Raw genomic sequence first — 21,785 nt, 5'->3', positions numbered from 1 at the left:
GTCGAAAAGAAAGGGGCGCGAGCGCCCCTTTTTCTTTACTGCTTGATTTCCGCTTCGACCAGCTTTGCGAGCAACGCCAGCGACTCCTGCCAGCCCAGATAACACGCTTCGACTGGAATGATCTCCGGTATGCCTTCCTGCACGACGGTCATTTCCGCGCCGAAAAACACGGCGCGCAGCTCGACCGTCGTCTGCATGGTGCCGGGCAGGTGCTGATCCTCGAACACACCGGTGTACCGCAAACGCTCGTTCGGCACGAGTTCGAGATATTCGCCGCCGAACGAATGACCGTGGCCCGCGGTGAAGTTCTTGAACGACATCCGGTAACGGCCGCCGACTTTCGCGTCGAGTTCATGAACTGTGCAGGTGAAGCCGTTGGGCGGCAGCCATTTCACGACTGCGCTCGCGTCGAGAAAGGCGCGGTAGATGCGCTCGGGCGGCGCGCGCAGCACACGATGCAGGCGGACGGTGTTCGATGCCATATCTCAGCTCCCAGAGTGGTGGATCGCCCTGCAATAGTAGGCCACCCGCCCGGGACCCATCGCCTAAACTTCCCAATACCGAATCAATACCGAACACCTGGCCGCATACCCATCGGCCGGATAGCCCGCAGCCGCTAACCCGCGGCACCCGGAGGTCACCATGAGCGCTCAACCGCTTGCGATGCATCAGGTCGACTACGAAGGCTTCGAGATTCATGTCAGCGCCACGCCAACCGACGAAGGCACGAACCGCTATACGTACACGGCCTACGTTTGCCATCCCGGCGCGAATCCCGCGAAGCCGGGCCACACAGTCGCGTATCACGCGGATGGCGACGAAACCTGGCGCAGCGAGCAGGACGCCACCGAAGAGGCGGTCCACGTGGGCCGCAGCATCATCGACGGCACGCACCCCGATCTTTCTGTGCTCTCGCTCGTCACCCACGGCTTCTAGGCCCAGCGGACGCGCCGCCTTCGCGCGCGGCCCGCGCTAATAAAGCGGGCCGCATGCATTGCGAGAGGGAAGGAGGAAAAAGGCCCGGACCGCAGTCCGGGCAAAGCCACCGGATTTCCGGCGGCGGAGGTTTTCGTGGGCGTGCCGCTTATTTCTGCCGCGCGCGTTGCACGCACGGCGCAGAAATGAACGGCGGGCCCGCTGTCTCCCAATCGGGAGAGCGGGCCCGCCTGGCGTTGCTCGCGTAGTGCGCCAGCACTACGTGTGAGCCGCGATTACTGGCCGAAGTAGGTCGGCTTGATGTTCGGTGCGCGGGTGCCGGCTTGGGCGCTGCCGTTCGTCGATGCGCCGTAGGCCGTGGCTTCTGCTGCGCCGTTTTGCTGGGCGACGCGCGCCTGGGCAGCCTGCAGGTCTTCCGGATAGTACGGGCTCGACAGATTCGGGCGGTAGCCGGCCTTTTCCAGCTGAACCAGTTCGGCGCGAACTTGAGCGCGCGTCACGGGTGCTTGCTCGGCTTGTGCGAACGACAGGGCCGGAGCGGCGAGGACGGTAACGGCGAGTGCAGCAGCAATCAGATTCTTCATGGTAACAACCTCCGAAAATTATGTTGTCGTTTCGTAACAATCATGTTGTTCGAACCGTTGATAGAACTTTATTGCAGTGCACTTCAAAGAAAAATACCGCTATCCAGCAAACATCATTACTGCAATTGCAATAATTCCGTCGATCTTCGGCGCTTCGACCGGGCTGGGTGCGGCCTGGTGAGGCAAAATAGGGCACCCGGGGCCGCGCGCAGCGACGGCCGCGTAGTCCGATCGCTTGCTGCGAAACCCATTTCGAAGTTCAAGGAGAAACGCGATGAAGAACTCTCTCGGCCGCCAGGCGCTGATCGCCGCCGCGCTCGCGGGTCTGGCGACAGCCGGCGCGGGCGTGGCTCACGCGGACGACACGGTGAATTGCTACGGCGTCGCCAAGGCCGGCCAGAACGATTGTTCGAGCAAGACCGGCGTGCACGACTGCGCGGGCCAGGCCAAGGTCGATCACGACAAGGGCGACTTCAAGACCATGCCGAAGGGCACATGCGAGAAGCTTGGCGGCACGCCGGAAAAATGAGCCTCACGGCTGAGGTGGCGCGCAACGCGGGGGGCGCAAGATGAGCGCGCCAGTCGCACTCAGTGGCGTGGGCATTGGCCTGCGTCACGCGCACTACGAGGCCTTCATGGCAGGGCCGCCTGCAGTCGACTGGATCGAGGTCCACAGCGAGAACTATTTCGGCGAAGGCGGTTACGACCTGCACGTGCTCGAAACCGTGCGCCGCGATTTGCCCGTGAGCCTGCACGGCGTGGGGCTCGGGCTCGGCTCGGCCACGCCGCTCGATACGGCGCATCTCGCGAGGCTCGCGCGGCTGGTGGCGCGCATCGATCCCGCTGTCGTCTCCGAGCATCTATGCTGGGGCGCGAGCGCGCAAGGCGCGCTGCACGATCTGCTGCCGATGCCGCTCACGCAAGCCTCGCTCGATCACCTGAGCGCGCGGGTTTCGCAGATGCAGGACGCGCTGCGCCGTACCGTGCTGATCGAAAATGTTTCGACCTACGTACGATTTCGCGGCGATACCTGGAGCGAGGCGGAATTCCTCGCCGCGCTCGCGCAGCGCACGGGCTGCGGCGTGCTGCTCGACGTGAACAATCTGTACGTGAATCAATGCAACCACGGTGAGGATGCACTGGCGGCCATGGCCGCACTGCCGCCGGAGATCGTCGGCGAGATCCATCTGGCGGGGCATCGCGCGACGCCCGCCGCTGTGATCGACGATCACGGTTCGCGCGTCGCGCCGGTGGTCTGGTCGCTGTATGAGGCTGCACTCGAGCGATTCGGCGCGACGCCCACGCTCATTGAGTGGGACACGGCGGTGCCGGCGCTCGAGGTGTTGCTCGACGAGGCGCGTCTCGCGCGCGAACACTGCGCGAAGCATGCGCGTCACACATCGGAGCTGCGCTCATGACTGTGCGCAACACGCTGGAAGCGGCGCAGCAAGCCTTCGCTGCCGCACTGGACGATCCCGGCGTCGATGCGTCGCTCGCCCGCGAGATGCTTCCCGCCGATGCCGCGCTGCTGCACGAGCGCATGGGCCTGTATCGCGGCAATGGGCGTGCGGCACGGCGGCTTGCACTCGCGAACGCGTATCCGGTGCTCGCGGCCCTGACCGGCGAGGCCTGGTTCGATGCACTCGCGCTAGCCTACGCGAGTGCGCATCCTTCTCGCGACGCCGATCTGAACCGCTTCGGCGCGAAGCTGCCCGAATTCATCGAGCGTTACGAGACCGACGCACGCTATGCGTATTTCGGCGATGTCGCGCGACTCGAATGGGCGCTGCACGCAGCCAGTTACGCAGCGAACGCCACGCCACTCGACGCGCAGCAATGGCAAGCGCTCGGCGCGGAGCGTCTTGCGCAATCGCGTCTCGCGGTGCATCCCGCCTGCGCTGCGCTCGCTCTACGCTTCGATGCCGTGGCGATCTGGCGGGCTCATCAGCTGGGCGGCGTATGGCCCGAGCGCGTGGATGTGCCGGCGTGGGCACTCGTGGTCCGGCCGCAATGGCGGCCCACCGCGCTCGTGCACACGCATGCCGCACACGCAGCCTTTGTCGCGCTGCGTGACGGCGCCACGCTCGACGACGCGCTTGCACAAGCCTTCGACATCGACCCGCTTTTCGACTTCGGCGGCCAGTGGCGAGCGTGGATCGAGGCGCGCGCAATCGTCGGCGTGCGCGACGACTGACCACGCAGCATGACAAGCGCATACGTAGTCGCGCGATAAAACAGAGGAATCCAAATTAACGCGGCGAACGCCACTCGAAACGCACTTTATTCAGGAGAATAGGGCGCAAAATCGAGCCGTGCCCCAAACGCGACCCTCGACCGGACTTGCCCGCATAGCCACGCCTCACGCGGCATGCGAGGATGAATGCATACGCACAGCATGCGCCCGCCGGCCGTTGTACACTCGCTTGCAACCCGGCGCGCGCGGCGTCGGGCATCGTCCACGGTCGGGCGCAAGCAGGCGCCCGGCAACCGGCGCCACTGCAAGGCCAGCCCCCGAAGGCCCGAGATGATGATCCGCCGACCGAACGCCGTGCTTGCCATCGGCATTGCGCTGGCCGCAGTACTGACGCTGATCGCCGCGTGGGTCATGGCGCAGATGCGGCACGATGCGCTCGCGAGCGCCCGCGCTTCCGCCTCCAATATGGCGCTGCTTTTCGAGCGCGACACGGCGCGCAATTTCGACGTCTACAACCTTTCGCTGCAAGCCGTCATCGACGCCATCGACGATCCGCGTCTCGCCTCGCTGCCCCCCGACATTCGCCAGAATGTGTTGTTCGACCGCTCGGCCACGGCGAAGAATCTGGGCGCGATCTTCGTTACCAACGCGGCGGGCGACGTGGTGTTCGATTCGCGCTCGGTGCCGCCGCGCTCGCTCAATGTGGCCGACCGCGACTATTTCATCGCGCAGCGCGACTCGCCGCACGTAGGCCTCTTTCTGAGCCACCCGTTCATTCCACGCGACGGGCCGGCCAACGCGACCATCGGATTGAGCCGCCGTCTCTCGAACCCTGACGGCTCGTTCGCGGGCGTGGTGGTCGGCACGATGCGGCTCGATTATTTCCGCCAATTGTTCAGCGGCGTGGACATCGGCACGGACGGCGCGCTGGCGCTCACGCTCGCCGACGGCACGCTGCTCATGCGCCGCCCGTACGTTCCCGAGCTGATCGGCAAAAGCGTTGCGGAATCCGCGCTCTTCCAGCGTTTCCAGCGATCGCAGGCTAACGGCTTCTTCTCGCTCGGCCCGGTGGACCGCGTGCGGCGCTGGTTTGCGCTGCGGCGCGTGGAGGGCTATCCGCTCGTGTTCAGTGTCGCTGTCGCGGCGGACGACATCTATCGCGAATGGCGCGTGCGCGCCTGGATCATCGGCACGCTCACGGCGGTGCTCGACATCTCGCTGATCGCGCTCGCGTTGATGTTCACGCGCCAGTTGCGCCAGCGTGGCGCGGTGGAGGCGGAGTTGCGCGTGCAGGCGGGCACCGACGCGCTCACGTCGCTCGCGAACCGGCGCGCCTTCGAGACCCGCGCGGACCACGAGTGGGCGCGCGCACGCCGCTCGGGCAGCCCGCTCGCGATCGTGCTGCTCGATGTGGACCGCTTCAAGCTCTACAACGACCGCTATGGCCACCTCGCCGGCGACGACGCGCTCGCGGCCGTCGCGCACGCACTCGGCGCACACGCACGCCGCGCGGCGGACTGTGCGGCGCGCTATGGCGGCGAAGAATTCGTGCTGGTGCTGCCCGACACGGGCGAGGCCCAGGCGCTCGCGTTGGCCGAGAAGGTGCGCGCCGCGATCGAGGCGCTGGCGCTGCCGCACGCCGACAGCCCGAACGGTGTGCTCACGGTGAGCGTGGGCGTGGCCTGCACGACCCAAAGCGCGTTTGCCGACTGGCGCGCGCTGACCGACGCCGCCGACGCCGCGCTCTACACGGCGAAGCGCTCGGGCCGCAACCGCGTGGCGGCATGGCTGCCCGCCACGACCGACGATGCGCCTGGCGCGGATCTCGAAGGCCGCTCCGGCTGACTGCCATCAAATTTTACCCGGATGATATTGCATCGCTAAATTTACCCGGGTAATATTCGCCCATCGTTGGATACCAGGACGGAGAAAACCATGACGATGGCGAACGGCTGTACGGCATTTGCGGGCAAACGCGTGATCGCGCGCGGCGCGCCGCTTCAGGTGGCGTTGGCGGTCAAGGCGGAACTCGAGCGCGAAGGGAACGAAAACGGGAACGAAAACGGCGCGACGGTGCTGGTCTTCGACGACCGCGACGCGCGCCCGGTCGAATTCGATCTGCGCGGCACGGAAAAGGACGTCGAGGCGCGCATCGTTGCGCAGCAAAGTAGCGAGCAGGATGCAGCCGCTCCGGACGGAATCGACGAAGCGGCACCGGAAGACGCCCCGCGCGGCCGCGGCCGCCCGAAGCTCGGCGTAGTGGCTCGCGAGGTGACGCTGTTGCCGCGCCACTGGGACTGGCTCGGCGCGCAGCCCGGCGGCGCCTCAGTGGTGCTGCGCCGTCTCGTGGATGCCGCCCGCCACGCGAGCGAGGCACGCGAACGCGTGCGCGCGGCCCAGGAAGCCGCGCACCGCTTCATGACTGCACTGGCCGGCAATCTGCCGAATTACGAGGAGGCGTTGCGCGCGCTGTACGCGGGCGAGCGTAGCCGCTTCGAAGCGGCGAATGCGCCCTGGCCGGAAGACGTGCGCGACTACGCGCGGGAACTGGCGCAATCCGCATTCGCCTGAACGCGCGCGTGGCTCATATTGCGCGGGCAAAAAAAACCGCTCGAGCGGGGGGCAGGAGCGGGGAAGTCGGAGAGTTTGCCACTTACAACCTCTGCATGGACTGCCATGAGGTCACGCAGCAAGGCAAGTCTATATTCGGTATCCTGCCCCGAATATAGGAGGAGTCTTAATCTCCATTCGGCACTGGCTCCGCAGATCGTCCCGACGACCGCCGGGAGTGTTTCGGATGCCCGACATCCGGCTTGCCACGCTGATTGCGGCTCCGTACACTCCCGCCTGACCTGCATCAAGGGCGGCCGTTGCATCGATGCGTGCGCGCCAACAATCAAAACCACAACCAGACCGCAAATCACGCCGACAAGAGGAACCCATGTCCGACTCCTATTTCCCCCGCTGGCGCGCGCAGACGGGTGACACCCGCAGCGTCGTGGCTCCCGACGAGCGCCTGCCCTGGCCGCAGATGTTCGCCATGGGCGTGCAGCACGTCGTCGCCATGTTCGGCTCGACCGTGCTCGCGCCGCTGCTCATGGGCTTCGATCCGAACCTGTGTATTTTCATGTCGGGTGTCGGCACGCTGCTGTTCTTCGTGGTGGTGGGCGGGCGCGTGCCGAGCTATCTCGGTTCGAGCTTCGCGTTCATCGGTCTCGTGATCGCTGTCACGGGCTACGGCGGGCAGGGACCCAATCCCAACATTCCGGTCGCGCTCGGCGGCATCATCGCGTGCGGCGTGGCTTATACGCTGATCGGCCTGCTCGTCTCGGCCATCGGCACCAAATGGATCGAAACGCTCATGCCGCCGGTGGTGACGGGTGCGATCGTCTGCGTGATCGGGCTGAATCTCGCGCCCATCGCGGTGAAGGGCGTGAGCGGCTCGATCTTCGACTCGTGGATGGCCATCGTCACCGTGCTCTGCGTGGGCGGCGTGGCCGTGTTCACGCGCGGCATGCTGCAGCGCCTGCTGATTCTCGTCGGCCTCCTGATCGCCTACGTGATCTACGCGATCGTCACGAACGGCATGGGCCTGGGCAAGCCGATCGACTTCTCGATCGTCGCGAACGCCGCCTGGTTCGGCATGCCGAAGTTCACCGCGCCGGTGTTCGACCCGCACGCCATGACGCTGCTCGTGCCGATCGCCGTGATTCTGGTGGCGGAGAACCTTGGCCACATCAAGGCGGTTTCCGCGATGACGGGCTACAACCTCGACCGCTATGTGGGCCGCGCGTTCATCGGCGACGGGCTCGCCACGATCGTCTCGGGCTTCGCGGGCGGCACGGGTGTCACGACCTACGCGGAAAACATCGGCGTGATGGCCGTGACGAAAATCTACTCGACGCTCGTGTTCGTGATCGCCGCGGTCATCGCGCTCGTGCTCGGCTTCTCGCCGAAGTTCGGCGCCGTCATTCAGACGATTCCGGGCCCGGTGCTCGGCGGCGTCTCGATCGTCGTGTTCGGTCTGATCGCTGTGACGGGCGCGCGTATCTGGGTCGTCAACAAGGTGGACTTCTCGGACAACCGCAATCTGATCGTCGCCGCAGTCACGCTTGTGCTCGGCGCGGGCGACTTCTCGCTCAAGCTCGGCGGCTTCGGGCTGGGCGGCATCGGCACCGCCACGTTTGGCGCGATCATCCTCTACGCTCTGCTGCGTCGCAAACCGGCGCAGGAAGCGGCGGTTTAAGGCTCACCGCCTTATCGCGACATGCGGCGCCGGTCCTCGGCGCCGCGTTTTCCCCTCTCCCGATTCACCGCATCTGCGCCTAAGCGCTCAGTTGCGATTGCGCCCGCGCGTCGTCATCGCCGTTTCCGAAAGATCGACTTCGCGCATCAGCTTCGCCAGCGTTTCGTCGTTGATCTGCATCTGGTTGCGCAGCTTGAGCAGCGTCGCGCGTTCGGCGCGCATGCCGGCGAGGCGCATTTCCATTTCCAGCGCGTCCGAGCGGCGCGCGTTCGCGCTGCGGTCGCGGTCGGCATCGAGCGAGGCGAGGCGGCGGCGGTAGGCGTCCATCACGCGCGCGGTCGTGTCGGCGGCGTAGGCGGCCTGCGATTCGTCGAGATCCTCGCTCACCTTTTCGTGCACCGCATCGACGGCGCGGATGCCCGCCTGCGCCGCCTGGATGCGCGCCGCGCGCTCCTCGGCTGCGTGCGGTCCCTGCGCGCCGCGCCGCACGCCGCGCAGCAACAGCGGCAGGCCCACGATCGCCACCAGCAGCGAGGCGAGGATCACGCCCGTCGCGATGAAAATGGCGCTGTCTCGCCCGGGCAGCGGGCTGCCGTTGGCGAGCGCCACGGGCAGCGAGAGCACGCCCGCGAGCGTCACCGCGCCCCGTACGCCCGCCACCGTGGTGATCGCCACGGTGCGCAGGCCCGGCACCGCGTTCGCGACGCCGTGACGCGCGGCGCCGCGGCTCGCCACCCAGCGCAGCAGCCACACCCAGCCGAAGCGCATGGCGTAGAGCGCCACGAGTACGGCGGCGATATAGCCGATGAGACGCAGCATCTGTACGTTGCTCGTGTGGTGCGCGTCGAGCAGCGCCTTGCCGAGAATGCCAGGGAACTGCAGGCCGAGCAGCGTGAACACCATGCCGTTGAAGACGAATTCGATCATCGACCAGGTGCTCGTGGCGCGCACGCGTGTCGACACCGGTCCTTTGTGCGCGACGCTCGTGAAGTTCATCGTCATGCCGGCGGAAACGGCAGCGAGCACGCCCGACACCTCGAGGTGCTCGGCGAACAGATACGCCGCGAACGGAATCAGCAAGGTGAGCACGACGCCGGGTGCGGGGTCGCCCTCTTCGGTCATGTTGAGAAAGCGCGCCGACACGAAGCTGAAGAGCCAGCCGATCGCCGCCCCGAGCGCCAGACCGCCCGCCGCGATCACGACGAAGCTGAGTGCCGCCGAGCGCAGCGAAAAGTAGCCGGTGAGCGCGGCCGCCACGGCGAACTTGAGCGCAACGAGACCCGAGGCGTCGTTCATCAGCGCTTCGCCTTCGAGGATGTGCATGAGCTGCGCGGGAATGCGGTCCTTGCCGGCGATGCCCGAGAGCGCGACGGCGTCGGTGGGCGAGAGCACGGCGGCGAGCGCGAACGCCACGGGCAGCGAGATCTGCGGCACGAGCCAGTGCACGAAATAGCCCACGGCGACGACCGTCAGCAGCACGAGGCCGAGCGCGAGCATGAGGATCGCGCGACGCTGCATGAAGAACTCGCGTTTGGGCATGCGCCAGCCGTCCGCGAACAGCAGCGGCGGAATGAACAGCGCCATGAAGATGTCGGGATCGAACGTGACGTGCGGATTCACGAGCGGAAACGTGAGCAGCGCGCCGATGCCGATCTGCACGAGCGGCAACGGCAGCTTGATTGGCACGGTGCGCGCGATGATGCCGGACACGGCAACAGCGAGCAGCAGAATGAGAACGGTGAAGAGAATGTCCATCGAAAAACGTAGCGGGGGCCAAACAGGGCCAAACAAGGCCAAACGGGACCAGGCGGGGAAGCGTTGAAGAGGGGACAGGTGCCTCTCTTCACGCGCGGTGCGGCACTGCGTTCTGGCGCGCATTAGAGAGGGCGCGCCGGTCGAGGGACAGTTTAGCCTGACACGTCTGTAAGCCGCCGCGAAGCGCGCAGGGCGAACGCGTGGCGAGCCCGATATTCGCCAAAAATGCGGCAATTTGTCCGCGTATATGCACCACCACCAAAGCAAAAGCGCGTGGAAAGGCGCACGATATCGGTGCGCCGTGCGATGTCTCGCGCGGTGCATGGCGTGCCCAATCGCAGCGCACGCGATGGGTGTAAACGCATTTCCTGATGCGTGCCAGATCGCGGTGCGAGCGAGCACGGACCTTGCTTGATCCCTCCTGTGACGCAATGAAAATCAGGCTACGGAGGACAAGCGCGGGCCGTGCAAAGGCTGTGCGGACTGCAGCGTCCTTCCTACGCGCTAGAGGATGGCATGATCACAGAGCAACAGGACAAAACAGCCGTGACCCCTCACGGCTTCGATCTCAGCGTCACTTCGGGGCTGCAGCGCTATAGCGCGCACCATGGCGACCTCACGCTCACGAGCGTGTTCCAGCCGGTGTTCAGCCTCTCGCACATGCGAGCGGTGGGCTACGAAGGGCTGCTGCGCGCGCACGACCCACTCGACCGCCCGGTTTCGCCGCTCGATGTATTCGGCGACGCCGCGCGCGTGGGCGAAGCGCTGCTGGTGGACCGGCTCGCCCAGGGGTTGCATCTGGAGAACTTCGCGCTGCTCGGGGCGGAGCGCGAATGGCTCTTTCTCAACGTGCATCCGGGTACGCTGATCGAGGCGTACCACTCGGCGGCGCTGCTCGCGAACCTGCGGCGGCTGAACATCGCGCCGCGGCGCATCGTGCTGGAGGTGCTGGAGGACGAGGCGACCGATCTCGACGCCCTCGCGCAGGCCGTCGCGACGTTTCGCGAGCGCGGCTTTCTCGTGGCGCTCGACGACTTCGGCGCGGGCAACGTCGATATTGGCCGCGTGTGGCAGCTCAATCCCGACATCGTGAAGCTCGACCGCATCATGCTCATGCACGCGCAGCATCGCGCCGACATGGCCGCAACGCTGCCCGCGCTCGTCGCGCTCCTGCACGACGCGGGCAAGCTCGTGCTGATCGAAGGCGTGGAGACGGAACACGAGGCGCAGCTCGCGCTCGCGTGCAACGCGGACTTCGTGCAGGGCTTCTACTTCGCACGGCCGGCGCCCGGACTCGCCGACGCCGCCCAGGCGCAAGGCGTGATCGCCGAGGCGACCGAGCGTTTTCGTCAGCAGACCGAAACGCGCGAGCGCGGCGAGACGAATCGCCTCGCGCCCTATCTGCGCGCGTTCGAGCGCGCGGCCGAACGGCTTTCGGCTGGCGAACCGATGGAGGAGGTGTGCTGGAACTTCCTCGCGCTCGCACACGCGGCGCGCTGCTATCTGCTCGATTCGAACGGCAGGCAGGCGGGCCGCAACGTGGTGCTGCGCGTCGACCGCGCTGAACGCGATGCGCGCTTTTTGCCGCTGGAAGATGCGCAAGGCGCGAGCTGGCTGCGCAGGCCGTATTTCCGCACGGCACTCGTCACGCCGGGGCGCGTGCACGTGACCGGACCGTATCTGTCGATCAACGAGGCGCTGCCGTGCCTGACGCTTTCGATGGCGGTGCAGGTGGGCGAACGCCTGTGCGTGCTGTGCGGTGACATCGACTGGTTCGAGTAGGCGTGCATCTGCGATCATGGCGTGTTCCTCACGACATGGCGCGCCAACATGCAACATGAACGGGTAGTGCTGGAGGTCATCGCGACCACCGTCGCCGATGCGCAAGCCGCCGAGCGCGGCGGCGCGGATCGTCTCGAACTCGTCACCGCAATGGGCGAGGGCGGCCTCACGCCGAGCATCGGCATGATCGAAGCCGTGTGCGCGGCGGTGGCGATTCCCGTGAACGTGATCGTGCGGCCGCACAGCCGCTCATTCATTTACGACTCGGACGATTACGCGGTGATGCTGCGCGACGTGCGCGCCGCGAAGCTGGCGGGCGCGCATGCGGTCGTCATCGGTATGCTCACGCCTTCGCATGAAGTGGATCGCGATGGACTGCAGCGCGCGATCGACGCCGCCGACGGCATGCCGCTCACGTTTCATCGGGCGTTCGACGAAGCGCGCGATCTGCAGGAAGCGTTCGACGTGCTGCTCGGTTTCGACGCCGTGACGAACGTCCTCACCTCGGGCGGCAAGCCTTCGGTGCTGGACGCGCAGGCGCAAATCGAAACGCTCGTGCAGCGCGCGGCGCACACGCATTGCACGGTGCTCGCGGGCGCGGGACTCACGCTCGACCGCGTGGCGCAATTCGTGAGCGCGACGCGCGTGCACGCAGTGCATTTTGGCTCGGGTGTGCGCGTCGACGGCAAGGGGCTCGCCCCCGTCGATGAAATCAAGGTGCGGCGCGCGCGGAACCTGCTCGACGCCTGAACAAAAAAAGTGCGCGCCATTCAGATGAACGGCGCGCGCTTGCCAGCTTCACTTCACGTTACTTCGCTACGACCACCGGAATGCCGCGCAACGCGCCCGCGCCCTTGAACGACGCGAGTGCTTCCTGTACCGCCGCGCTCGTCTTCACGTCGATGGCAAGGCGCGCCGCCAGTTCGCGCTCGCTGCGTTTCACCGCCGCGAGGTTCGCAAGCTTCACGTGCCCATAGCCGCGCACACGTTGATGCAGATTCGCGAGCTTGGCGATGTCGTCGGCGTTTTCAGCGGTGAGGCTTGCGAACGCACCGCGCAGCGTTGCCTCGTAGTCGCCGGCGAGTGCGCGCTCCATGCGGCGCTCCAGCGTCTTGCCGAACGGATCGAGCCACGTGCCGCGCACGCTGCGGCCCTTCTTCAGCAGCCCGAACGCACTCCACATCCACTGGCCGAACTGCATCTTGCGCGGGGGCTGGCCATTCTTTTCACGCGCGATGAGCGGCGGCGCGAGGTTGAACTTCACGGTGAAGTCGCTGCCTGCCGTGCCCTCGAACTGCGCTTCGAGCGCCGCGCGGAAAGCCGGATCGGCGTGCAGGCGCGCGACTTCGTATTCGTCCTTCACGGCGAGCAGCCGATAGAACGTGGTCGCGACGGCGCGTGCGAGCGTTTTCTCTGCGCTCTTGTCGGCGTTGCGTGCGGTATCGACCAGCGCGCGATAACGCTTCACGTAGCTCGCGCCGCCATATGCGAGCAGACGCGCTTCGCGGTCGGCGATCAATTCGTCGAGCGTTTGCGTAAGCTTGCGCGCCGTGGCTTTCGCGGCGGCCGCACGTTGCGTGTCGAGCGCTTCGAGCGCGGCAGGATCGGCGGCGGCCATGCGGCCGATGGAGAACGCGAACAGGTTTGCCTTCACGGCCACGTTGTTCAGCTCGATGGCGCGCGTGAGCGCCGCGAGCGAAACCGGCACGAGGCCGAGCTGCCACGCGAAGCCGAGCATCACGATGTTCGCGCCGATCGTGTCGCCGAGATAACGCTGCGCGAGCGCCTGGGCGTCGCATGCCGAGAGCGGATCTTGCGCTGATGTTGCGCCATTCGTCGCCGCATGCCGCATCTTCGCGAGCAGCGCATCGGCGTGCAGGTTCGCTTCGGGGTTCTGCACGAACGACGCGTTCGGAATCTCATGCGTGTTCACGACGATGCGCGTGCGGTCGTGCCGCACGGTTTGCAGCGCGTCGGCGCTCGCGCCCACCACCATGTCGCAGGCGAGCAGCAGGTCGGCCTGCTGCGTGTCGATGCGCACCTGGTTGAGCAGCGCGTCGGTCGCCGCGAAGCGCACGAAAGAGAGCACCGAGCCGCCCTTCTGCGCAAAGCCCATGAAGTCGAGCACCGAAGCGCTCTTGCCTTCCAGATGCGCGGCCATGCTGATGAGCGCGCCCACGGTCACGACACCGGTGCCGCCCACGCCTGTCACGAGGATGTCGTAGGGCGCGTTGTCGAGATGCGTGGCCGGAACAGGCAGCGCGTTCACGCGCGCGGCGAGCGCCTGCGGATCGAACGTCGCGCCCGCGGCCTTCTTGAGCTTGCCGCCCTCGATGGTCACGAAGCTCGGGCAGAAGCCGTTCACGCACGAATAGTCCTTGTTGCACGACGACTGGTCGATGCGACGCTTGCGGCCCAGCTCCGTTTCCACGGGTTCGACCGAAAGACAATTCGACTGCACGCCGCAATCGCCGCAGCCTTCGCACACTTCCTCGTTGATGAAGAGGCGCTTGTCCGGGTCGGGGAATTCACCCTTCTTGCGGCGGCGGCGCTTTTCGGCGGCGCAGGTCTGGTCGTAGATCAGCACGGTCACGCCCGGCGTTTCGCGCAGTTCGCGCTGGACCGTATCGAGTTCGCTGCGGTGATGGAACGTCGTGCCCTTCGGGAACAGGCCGTGATGGCCGTCGTACTTCTCGGTCTCGTCGCTCACCACCACGAAGCGCGAGACGCCTTCGGCTTCCACCTGGCGTGCGATCTGCGGCACGGAGATGCTGCCGTCCACGGGCTGGCCGCCCGTCATCGCCACGGCGTCGTTGTAGAGAATCTTGTAGGTGATGTTGGTCTTCGCCGCAACTGCCTGGCGAATCGCAAGGATGCCTGAGTGAAAGTAGGTGCCGTCACCGAGATTCTGGAACACGTGCGGCATCTTCGTGAACATCGAGTGTGCGGCCCAGTCCACGCCTTCGCCGCCCATCTGGATCAGGCCCGTGGTGTCGCGCTCCATCCACGAAGCCATGAAGTGGCAGCCGATGCCGGCCTGCGCGATCGAGCCTTCGGGTACCTTCGTCGACGTGTTGTGCGGGCAGCCCGAGCAGAAGTAGGGCGTGCGGCGCACGGCGTCGGCGGCATTCGAGAGGATTTGCGGCGCGACGAGATCGACCACGCGCTCGCGGCGGTCGAGCGCGGGGCGGTGCTTCGCGAGCCATGCGGCGAACACGGGCAGGATGCGCGAGGGACGCAGCTCGCCAAGCTCGGAGAGCAGCAGCGTGCCGTCCTCGGCATGCTTGCCGATCACCGTCGGGCGCGCGCCTTCCTTGCGGTTGTAGAGGTAGTCTTTGATCTGCTGCTCGATCACCGGGCCCTTCTCTTCGATCACGAGCACGTCGGTGAGGCCCGAGACGAATGCGTCGATACGCGACATCTCCAGCGGGAACGACAGGCCCACCTTGTAGATGCGCACGCCCGCGCGATCGAGGTCGTCGACGGTGAGATCGAGGCGGCGCAGCGTTTCCATCAGGTCCAGGTGCGCCTTGCCGCAGGTGACGATGCCCACGTTCGCATGCGGGCTCGGCGCGATCCACTTGTCGATGCTGTTCATGCGCGCGAAGTGGCGCACGGCGTCGAGCTTGGCGGCGAGGCGCTGCTCGATGGCGAGACTCGGCAGATCGGGCCAGCGGTTGTGCAGTCCGCCCGGCGGCGGGGTGAAACCTTCCGGTGCTTGCCAGTCGGTCTTGATGGCATCGAGATCGACGGTCGAGCCCGACTCCACCGTTTCCGAAATCGCCTTGTAGCCCACCCACGCGCCCGAGTAGCGCGATAGGGCCCAGCCATACAGGCCGAATTCGAGCATGTCCGCGATGTTCGACGGATTCACGACAGGCATGTGCCACGCCATCAACGCGAAGTCGCTCTGATGCGGCATGGACGACGACACGCAGCCGTGGTCGTCGCCGGCCACCACGAGCACGCCGCCATGCGGCGACGAGCCATAGGCGTTGCCGTGCTTGAGCGCGTCGCCGGCGCGATCGACGCCCGGACCCTTGCCGTACCACATCGCGAACACGCCTTCGACGGTGCGCTCCGGGTCCGCTTCCACGCGCTGCGTGCCGAGCACCGCGGTGCCGCCCAACTCCTCGTTGATGGCGGGCAAGAAGCGCACGTCGGCGGCTTCGAGCAGTTTCTTCGCCTTCCACGCCTGCTGATCGACCATGCCGAGCGGCGAGCCGCGATAGCCGCTGATGAAGCCCGCGGTGTTCAGGCCATTCGCGCGGTCGAGCGCGCGCTGCATGAGCGCGAGGCGGATCAGCGCCTGGGTGCCGGTCAGGAAGATGCGGCCGCGCGTGGCGGTGAGGTTGTCGGTGAGCTTGTAATCAGCGAGGGGCGGCGTATCAAGCGGCGAGGACGTATCGCCGAACGCGGGGCGCGCGGTCATTGGGGGAGTCTCCATTTCTATTGCATTCGCGTGGCTCTCCTGGAAGAGCGGCGAAAGAGACTCTATTTTTTCTCGCCAATGACGGAAATTTTTTGCTAACTCTCCGGCGCTGCCGCCTATTCGCGCGAGAGCCTGCCCGCGTCGGGCGAATTTGGAGAGAGATTTTCTCTGCCTCGGCGCGAGCCCGTTCGGATCGGCCTTCGGGCTAATCCGTCAGATTGTCCGGGGTGCGTAGGGCTTCGTCCGATCGAACGGCACGACATCGTGAAAGTGCGTGTAGTCCATCGTGCTCACGCCGTCCGCGTCGGTCATCAGGTCGACGTAGCGGTAGTCCCAGCGGATCTGGCGGTCCGACCAGCTAAAGCGCGCCTGCATGGTCTGCGCGGTCGATTCGTCGGAGCCCTCGATCACGACATGCAGCGTGCCGTGCTGCTCGGCCAGCATCTCGGGCGTGACGCCGTAGAGCGGGCTCGACTCGTCGATCACGTGCATGAGATTCCAGCCCAGCGTGAAGAGCGGATGCTGGTCGCGCACGAGCTTGAGGTCGTGGATACGTCGCGCGCGGAAGCCGTCCGACGATGTTTCGATGCGGATGAGCCGCAGCTTCGCGCCCGCTTCGGCGATCACGTTCTGGCGGGCGTTGGCGGCGCGGGCCATCAGCGTCATGCGGCCTTCGATGGGGTGCACCACCACCTGGCTCGCGAACATGATCTTGGCGCGCGGGCGCGAAAAGCGCGCGAACACGAGGCCGGTCGCCAACGCGATGCCCGACATGCCGACGAAGATCTCGAACGTGGCGACGATATGCGCGTAGAGCGTTTGCGGATGCATGTCGCCGTAGCCGACGGTGGCGAGCGTCTCCACGCTGAAGAAGAACGCACCGAGGAAGCCCTTCGGATACTGGTTGGCAATGGGCGCGGCGCCGAGCTGGTAGAGGCACGCGAACACGCCGTTCATCAGCAGGAAGAGGGCCGCGAGCGAGGCAAAGAACGTGGGCCAGCGCATGGTGAGCGCCGTGTGATAGAAGTCGCCCCAGGTTTGCGGCATCCCGTAGACGAGCACCTCGCGCGTGCCGATCATCAGCTTGCGCGGCGTGCCGCGCCTGGCCTTGCTCTTGGGCCCCGCGGGCGTTTCGGCCTTGCAGGCGTCCATGTCCACGCCGGGCGAAGCCTCGGTTGCCGATTCGGCTTGCTGGGCCGCTTCCTGGTTTGCGAAGCGTTCCGGCGTTTCGGACGTCATGATGGTCCCTGCGGATCTGAAGTAAGAAGAAGAGCGTAGCAACGCCGCAGGGGCAGGACAAGCGGGGACACGCCGACGGACGCCGGCAGGGCGCGGCGCACGGCTGGCGCGACGAGAGCAGTGGAGGAACCGCGTCGAACGAAAGGCTTACGGAAAGCCGTGCGGCTTCGGAATGCCCGCGCCGTGTTCGATATCGGCGATAGCCTGGCGGCGTGCGGCGTCCACGGCTAGCGTGGCCGCGTCGAAGCCCGCGTTGCCGCCGACCGTGACCCACGGCTGCACGGCCTTGTCGCGATGCGTGATCTGATACTCGGCGTCCCAGCGAGCGCCCTGCAGTTCGAGGGGATGCACGTGGATGGCGTAGACGCCGTATAGAAAGAGCTGTTCGGACATGGCTAACCTCCTGTCGACCAGAGTTAGCGCTTACTCTGGTCCCATGCAGAGCACCCCCGTCTCAATGCGCCGGCAGTCCACGAGCGGGCACTGGGCTCACCGCGGCGGCTTACAGTTCGAGCTCGCCGAGAATGCGATGTGCCAGCGCCTTGGCTTCTTCGAGAGCCTCTTCCGGCGTGCCCGATGCGGCTTCGACTTCATACACCGCGTTTTCGAGTTCCTCGCCGTCGTCGCGCGCCAGGGAGACCAGGCCCTGGTACTGGCCGGCGTTCATGGGCCGCACTGAGGCGACGGCCGTGTAGATCCCCTTGGTGTAGCTGACGTCTTCCATAACGTGCTCCTCGTGGAAGGAAACTCCCCTCGAAGGGCCGCGTGGATCGGGACGCGCAAGCGTCGCGCCTGACCCGCAGCAAGAGGGAGATTCCATGCTAGCACGTTGCCCGCGCGGCTGCGGGACACGGATATGACGGCGGCGCGGCGCTTTCGTGTCAGCGCCGCGCGGTGTCCAGGCGGTGCGCCAGACTGCGCGCCGCGTGCGCCTTCAGTCGGCGAGCAGCGCGACGACTTCGTCGAGCGTCGGCGAATGCGCGCCGGGCCGGCGGCACGCGGCCGCGCCCGCTGCGAGCGCGAAGGCGAGATGCTGGCGCCAGTTGCGCTGTGGCGCACTCATGAGGCTGAACAGCAGCCCGCCGATGGACGCGTCGCCGGCACCCACCGTATCGGCCACTTCGACGCGCGGCGGCGCGGCCTCGATCACCTCGTTGCCCACATAGAGCGTGGCCGCCTGCGCACCGCGCGTGACGAGCAGCGTGGCGGCAGGATTGAGCGCGCGCACGGCTTCGATGGCTTCGGCCTCGCTCTTGCCGGCGAACAGCATGCGCAGGTCTTCGTCGGAGACCTTGATGAGATCGGCGAGCGCGGCCATGCGGCGCAGGATCGGCTCGTAGCCGTGCGCCATGAGGTTGCGGTAGTTCGGATCGAAGCTGATCTTCACGCCGGCCGCGCGCAACTCGGCGGCGAGCGTGGCGAGCGTTTCGCCGAGCGGCTGGCGCACGAGGCTGATGCAGCCGAAGTGCGCCCACTTCGCGTGCGCGCGCCAGCCTTCGGGCAGCTTCGCGGGATCGAAGGCGAGGTCGGCGCTGTTATCGCCGATGAAGTAGTACGCGGGCGGATGCGTCTGATGCACGATCGCGAGCAGCGGTGCGCGCTCCACGCGCTGCATGAAGCGCATGTCGAGACCGGCGGCCACGCTCGCGTTCCAGAGCTCGTCCGAGAAGTTGTCGACGCCGAGCGCTCCCACGCTCGCCGTGGGCAGCCCGAGGCGCGCGACTGCGCGCGCGACGTTCCAGCCCGCGCCGCCAGGATGCGCGCGCCAGTGCGAGTCCATGCCCGGTGCGCCGGAGTGCGACGCGTGCGGCGTGCCTTCGGGCGCGGGGGTGCGCACGAGATCGGTGAGGATGTCGCCGGCCGAGATGAAGGCCGGGAAGCCGGACGAAAAGTCCGGGCCGGTGCTGCAGGTGCTCATCGTCGTGTTCCTCTGTTTAGTTCTGGCCGCTCGTGCCCGTCATGTCGTTCGCGCCACCAGCGGCGGCGGTCGCTTCCTCGCGGCCCACGACCGGCGCCATGCCGCGTCCGGGCAGCGCGTTCAGCGCTTCGTAGCACGCGCCCATCGTGTGATAGTCCGTCTTGCCGGCGGGGCTCTTCTCGTCACTGTACTTGCGGTTGTCGCAAGTGAGGATGCGGTACCACGCACCGTAACGATGATCGACGAAATTCGCCCAGCTGTAGCGCCAGATTTCGTCGTACCAGTCCCAGAAGCGCTCGTTGCCGGTGCGCTTGCCGAGCAGCGCCGCCGTGGCGAAGGTTTCCGCCTGCACCCAGAAGTACTTGTCGTGATCGCACACGGTGCCGTCCGGGCCGAAGCCGTAGTAGAGGCCGCCGTGATCGTTGTCCCAGGCGTGCGCCATGGCGGCGTCGAACAGTTCGATCGCGCGCGGCAGCAGCCAGGGCAGCGGCCGGTGACGTTCGAGCAGCAGGAGCAGCTTCGCCCACTCCGTTTGATGGCCCGGCTGGAAGCCCCACGGGCGGAAGATGTTCGAGCTGTCTTCCTCGTTGTAGTGCCAGTCCACCGACCAGTCTGCGTGATAGTGCTCCCACACGAGCCCTTGCGAGAGCTTCGCCTGGCGCAGCGTGATGTTCGAGGCGACGCGCTCGGCGCGGTCGAGATAGACGAGATGGCCCGTCGCCTCGTAGGCCGCGAGCAGCGCCTCGGTCGTGTGCATGTTGGCGTTCTGGCCGCGATAGCCCGAGACGATCCAGTCGGCGCTCGCCTCGTCGGCGTAGAGGCCCGCCGCGCCGTCCCAGAAGCGGTGTTCCATCAGATCGAAGGTCGCGCCGATCATCGGGCGCGCTTCCTCGATGCCGGCCATCGCCGCATGCGCGTAAGCGAGCAGCACGAACGCGAGGCCGTAGCAGTGGCGCGTGGCGTCGAGCACACGCTTCTTGCCGTCGCGCCAGTCGATCTCCCAGTCGTAGCCCTGCAGTTGCGGGTCCCAGTGGCCCTCGCGCAGGAACTGCAGGCCGTGGCGCGCGTATTCGAGGTGCTGCGGATCGCCGAACTCGCGATACGCCATCGCATAGTTGAAGACGTAGCGGCAGCTGCTCACGAGGTGCCGCGAGTGCGCGTTGTAGATCGAGCCGTCGTCGCGGAAGTAGTGGAAGAAGCCGCCCGAGGGATCGAGCACGTTCGGCGCGTAGAAGCGCAGCGTGTCCTGCACGTGGCCGAGCAGGAAGCCACGGTCGCGAAAGCTCGCGACGCCCGGTACGGCGACGGGTTGTGCGGTGGCGGAGGAGGCGGTGTCGGCGGTCATCGTCATGGCTTTCTCTTCTGGCTTGGACGTGGCTTCAGCGTGTTTTCAACGTGTGTTCAGCGTGTTTCAGCAGAGCGCATCAGGCGCTCTGTGGCGTGCTTGCCGCGTGACGGATGGCGTGCGCGGCGATGAGATTCGATGACGCCGCACCCAGGGTGCTCGCGCGCGCGACGAGCTGTACCGGCAGCCGGATTTCGCTTGCGACAGGCGTTTCTTCGAGCAGCAGCTCGACGCCGCGCCGTCCGAGTGCCTCCTTGTCGACGGCGATCGTCGAGAGCGGCGGCGTGGCGTGTGTGGCGCCCGCGATATCGTCGAAACCGATGATGGCGATGTCCTCGGGCACGCGCAGGCCATTGGCGAGGCACACGCGCATGGCCGCGAGCGCGGCGGCGTCGTTGTAGGCGAAGAGAGCGTCGGGCAGCGGGCGCGATGCGGCGCGCGCCGTGTCGATCAAACGCTGCATGGCGAGCGACGCGCCCGTGTCGGGATCGAGCCCGCCGTCTATCGTCGTTTCGAGCGACGGGTCGAACAGCAGGCCCGCTTCGAAGAACGCGCGCCGGTAGCCGAGCGCGCGCTGCGCGATGCTGTAGTGCGCGAGCGAGCCGCCGATGAACGCAATGCGCCGCCGTCCCAGCTCGAACAGATGCTGCATGGCGAGGGCGGCGCCTGCCGCGTTGTCGATGTTCACGGAGCGCAGTCCCGGCGCCCACAGATCGATCAGCACGAGCGGGCGTTGCAGCGCGACGAGCGCGGCGAGCATTTCCGGTTCGACGAAGCCCGCCACGGCGATGGCGTCGGGCGCGTGCAGGCGCAACTGCTGGGCGGTGTCGTCGGCGGGGCCGGCGGTGAGCAGCGCGGGCACGATGCCGTGTTCGCGGCAGGCGTCTTCCACGCCGTGCAGCACGTGCGAGAAGAACGGGCTAGCCGCGAAGTTGTTGTGCTGGCGGTGGAGCAGAAAGGTGAGCCGGCGAATGCGCGGACGCAGTTGCGCGCAGTCATAGCCGAGCGCACGCGCGACTTCGACGATGCGCTCGCGCGTGGCCTCGGACAGGCCCGGCTGATTTTTCAACGCGCGCGACACCGTGCCGATCGACACGTTGGCGGCTTGCGCGACGTCACGAATGGTTGTCCCCATGATTCCTGGCTGGCGGTGGCGCGGTGAGCGTTCCGGGTGTGGTCAGGTGTGCGGCGATTGTATAGTAAAAATCCGCTCGAAAAACGCGAATCTACGTCTCGAATTCCAGGTAAATACCAGTAAACAATGAAATAAACGCAAACATTCATGTTTAGTAAACTTAACTAAACGAGCGCGGGCACGACGGTTGCGGAGAAGCGGACGCCAACATTCGACTTT

General features: G+C 66.4%; 19 protein-coding genes. 9 read left to right on the top strand and 10 right to left on the bottom strand.

Features of this window, described 5'->3' with window-relative positions; translation table 11 throughout:
- Positions 1-35 precede the first annotated feature (35 nt).
- Positions 36-482, bottom strand: a complete 447-nt coding sequence (locus E1N52_RS25060; RefSeq protein WP_133185444.1) for an SRPBCC family protein — start codon at positions 480-482, stop codon at positions 36-38.
- A gap of 160 nt (positions 483-642) precedes the next feature.
- Here E1N52_RS25060 and E1N52_RS25055 point away from each other — a divergent pair, with 160 nt between their 5' ends.
- Entirely contained in the window at positions 643-936 is a 294-nt protein-coding gene (locus E1N52_RS25055) for a hypothetical protein (RefSeq protein ID WP_133185442.1), read from the top strand.
- A 275-nt stretch (positions 937-1,211) separates the two neighbouring features.
- On the opposite strand, the gene E1N52_RS25050 is transcribed toward E1N52_RS25055, so the two are convergent.
- Positions 1,212-1,520, bottom strand: coding sequence for a DUF4148 domain-containing protein (locus E1N52_RS25050; protein ID WP_133185440.1), 309 nt, complete (start codon positions 1,518-1,520; stop codon positions 1,212-1,214).
- A gap of 274 nt (positions 1,521-1,794) precedes the next feature.
- On the opposite strand from E1N52_RS25050, the gene E1N52_RS25045 reads away from it, so the two are divergent.
- The 6 genes from E1N52_RS25045 to E1N52_RS25020 all read left to right on the top strand — a co-directional run bounded on the left by E1N52_RS25045 (position 1,795) and on the right by E1N52_RS25020 (position 7,960).
- Positions 1,795-2,049 carry a BufA1 family periplasmic bufferin-type metallophore gene (locus tag E1N52_RS25045; RefSeq protein ID WP_133185438.1) on the top strand — a complete coding sequence of 85 codons (255 nt, stop codon included), beginning with the start codon at positions 1,795-1,797 and terminating at the stop codon, positions 2,047-2,049.
- Between the two features lie 40 nt (positions 2,050-2,089).
- On the top strand, positions 2,090-2,938 hold the full coding sequence (gene bufB / locus E1N52_RS25040) for an MNIO family bufferin maturase (RefSeq protein WP_133185436.1): 849 nt from the start codon (positions 2,090-2,092) through the stop codon (positions 2,936-2,938).
- On the top strand, positions 2,935-3,714 hold the full coding sequence (locus E1N52_RS25035) for an HvfC/BufC family peptide modification chaperone (RefSeq protein WP_246089208.1): 780 nt from the start codon (positions 2,935-2,937) through the stop codon (positions 3,712-3,714). The genes bufB and E1N52_RS25035 overlap by 4 nt, the downstream gene beginning before the upstream one ends.
- A 330-nt stretch (positions 3,715-4,044) precedes the next feature.
- Positions 4,045-5,559 carry a sensor domain-containing diguanylate cyclase gene (locus E1N52_RS25030; RefSeq protein ID WP_133185434.1) on the top strand — a complete coding sequence of 505 codons (1,515 nt, stop codon included), beginning with the start codon at positions 4,045-4,047 and terminating at the stop codon, positions 5,557-5,559.
- Positions 5,560-5,649: 90 nt separating this feature from the next.
- Positions 5,650-6,285, top strand: coding sequence for a DUF2239 family protein (locus E1N52_RS25025; RefSeq protein ID WP_133185432.1), 636 nt, complete (start codon positions 5,650-5,652; stop codon positions 6,283-6,285).
- A gap of 370 nt (positions 6,286-6,655) precedes the next feature.
- Positions 6,656-7,960 (top strand): solute carrier family 23 protein, encoded by a 1,305-nt coding sequence (locus E1N52_RS25020; protein ID WP_133185430.1) that lies wholly within the window; start codon positions 6,656-6,658, stop codon positions 7,958-7,960.
- Between the two features lie 87 nt (positions 7,961-8,047).
- Here the strand turns inward: E1N52_RS25020 and E1N52_RS25015 are convergent, their stop codons facing one another.
- Positions 8,048-9,715: a Na+/H+ antiporter gene (locus E1N52_RS25015; protein WP_133185428.1), complete on the bottom strand. Its 1,668-nt coding sequence runs from the start codon at positions 9,713-9,715 to the stop codon at positions 8,048-8,050.
- 516 nt (positions 9,716-10,231) lie between these two features.
- Here E1N52_RS25015 and E1N52_RS25010 point away from each other — a divergent pair.
- The gene (locus tag E1N52_RS25010) at positions 10,232-11,497 is read left to right on the top strand and encodes an EAL domain-containing protein (protein WP_133185427.1); all 1,266 of its coding nucleotides are present in this window, start codon (positions 10,232-10,234) and stop codon (positions 11,495-11,497) included.
- A gap of 48 nt (positions 11,498-11,545) precedes the next feature.
- Positions 11,546-12,247 (top strand): copper homeostasis protein CutC, encoded by a 702-nt coding sequence (locus E1N52_RS25005; RefSeq protein WP_133185425.1) that lies wholly within the window; start codon positions 11,546-11,548, stop codon positions 12,245-12,247.
- A 58-nt stretch (positions 12,248-12,305) separates the two neighbouring features.
- On the opposite strand, the gene E1N52_RS25000 is transcribed toward E1N52_RS25005, so the two are convergent.
- The 7 genes from E1N52_RS25000 to E1N52_RS24970 form a co-directional block, all read right to left on the bottom strand.
- Entirely contained in the window at positions 12,306-15,929 is a 3,624-nt protein-coding gene (locus E1N52_RS25000; RefSeq protein WP_133185423.1) for an indolepyruvate ferredoxin oxidoreductase family protein, read from the bottom strand.
- A 213-nt stretch (positions 15,930-16,142) separates the two neighbouring features.
- On the bottom strand, positions 16,143-17,081 hold the full coding sequence (locus tag E1N52_RS24995; protein WP_133185460.1) for an ion channel: 939 nt from the start codon (positions 17,079-17,081) through the stop codon (positions 16,143-16,145).
- Positions 17,082-17,315: 234 nt separating this feature from the next.
- Entirely contained in the window at positions 17,316-17,561 is a 246-nt protein-coding gene (locus E1N52_RS24990) for a hypothetical protein (RefSeq protein WP_133185421.1), read from the bottom strand.
- Positions 17,562-17,670: 109 nt separating this feature from the next.
- The gene (locus E1N52_RS24985; protein ID WP_028201740.1) at positions 17,671-17,892 is read right to left on the bottom strand and encodes a hypothetical protein; all 222 of its coding nucleotides are present in this window, start codon (positions 17,890-17,892) and stop codon (positions 17,671-17,673) included.
- Between the two features lie 210 nt (positions 17,893-18,102).
- Positions 18,103-19,086: a carbohydrate kinase family protein gene (locus E1N52_RS24980; RefSeq protein WP_133185420.1), complete on the bottom strand. Its 984-nt coding sequence runs from the start codon at positions 19,084-19,086 to the stop codon at positions 18,103-18,105.
- A gap of 16 nt (positions 19,087-19,102) precedes the next feature.
- On the bottom strand, positions 19,103-20,437 hold the full coding sequence (locus E1N52_RS24975) for an AGE family epimerase/isomerase (RefSeq protein WP_246089207.1): 1,335 nt from the start codon (positions 20,435-20,437) through the stop codon (positions 19,103-19,105).
- A gap of 73 nt (positions 20,438-20,510) precedes the next feature.
- On the bottom strand, positions 20,511-21,566 hold the full coding sequence (locus tag E1N52_RS24970; protein WP_133185418.1) for a LacI family DNA-binding transcriptional regulator: 1,056 nt from the start codon (positions 21,564-21,566) through the stop codon (positions 20,511-20,513).
- Between the last annotated feature and the right edge of the window lie 219 nt (positions 21,567-21,785).

Source organism: Paraburkholderia guartelaensis (assembly GCF_004353905.1).
In the GTDB taxonomy this organism is placed as follows: Bacteria; Pseudomonadota; Gammaproteobacteria; order Burkholderiales; family Burkholderiaceae; genus Paraburkholderia; species Paraburkholderia guartelaensis.
The sequence above is the reverse complement of the archived record's forward strand: the minus strand, read 5'-3'. Positions and strand labels throughout refer to the sequence as shown.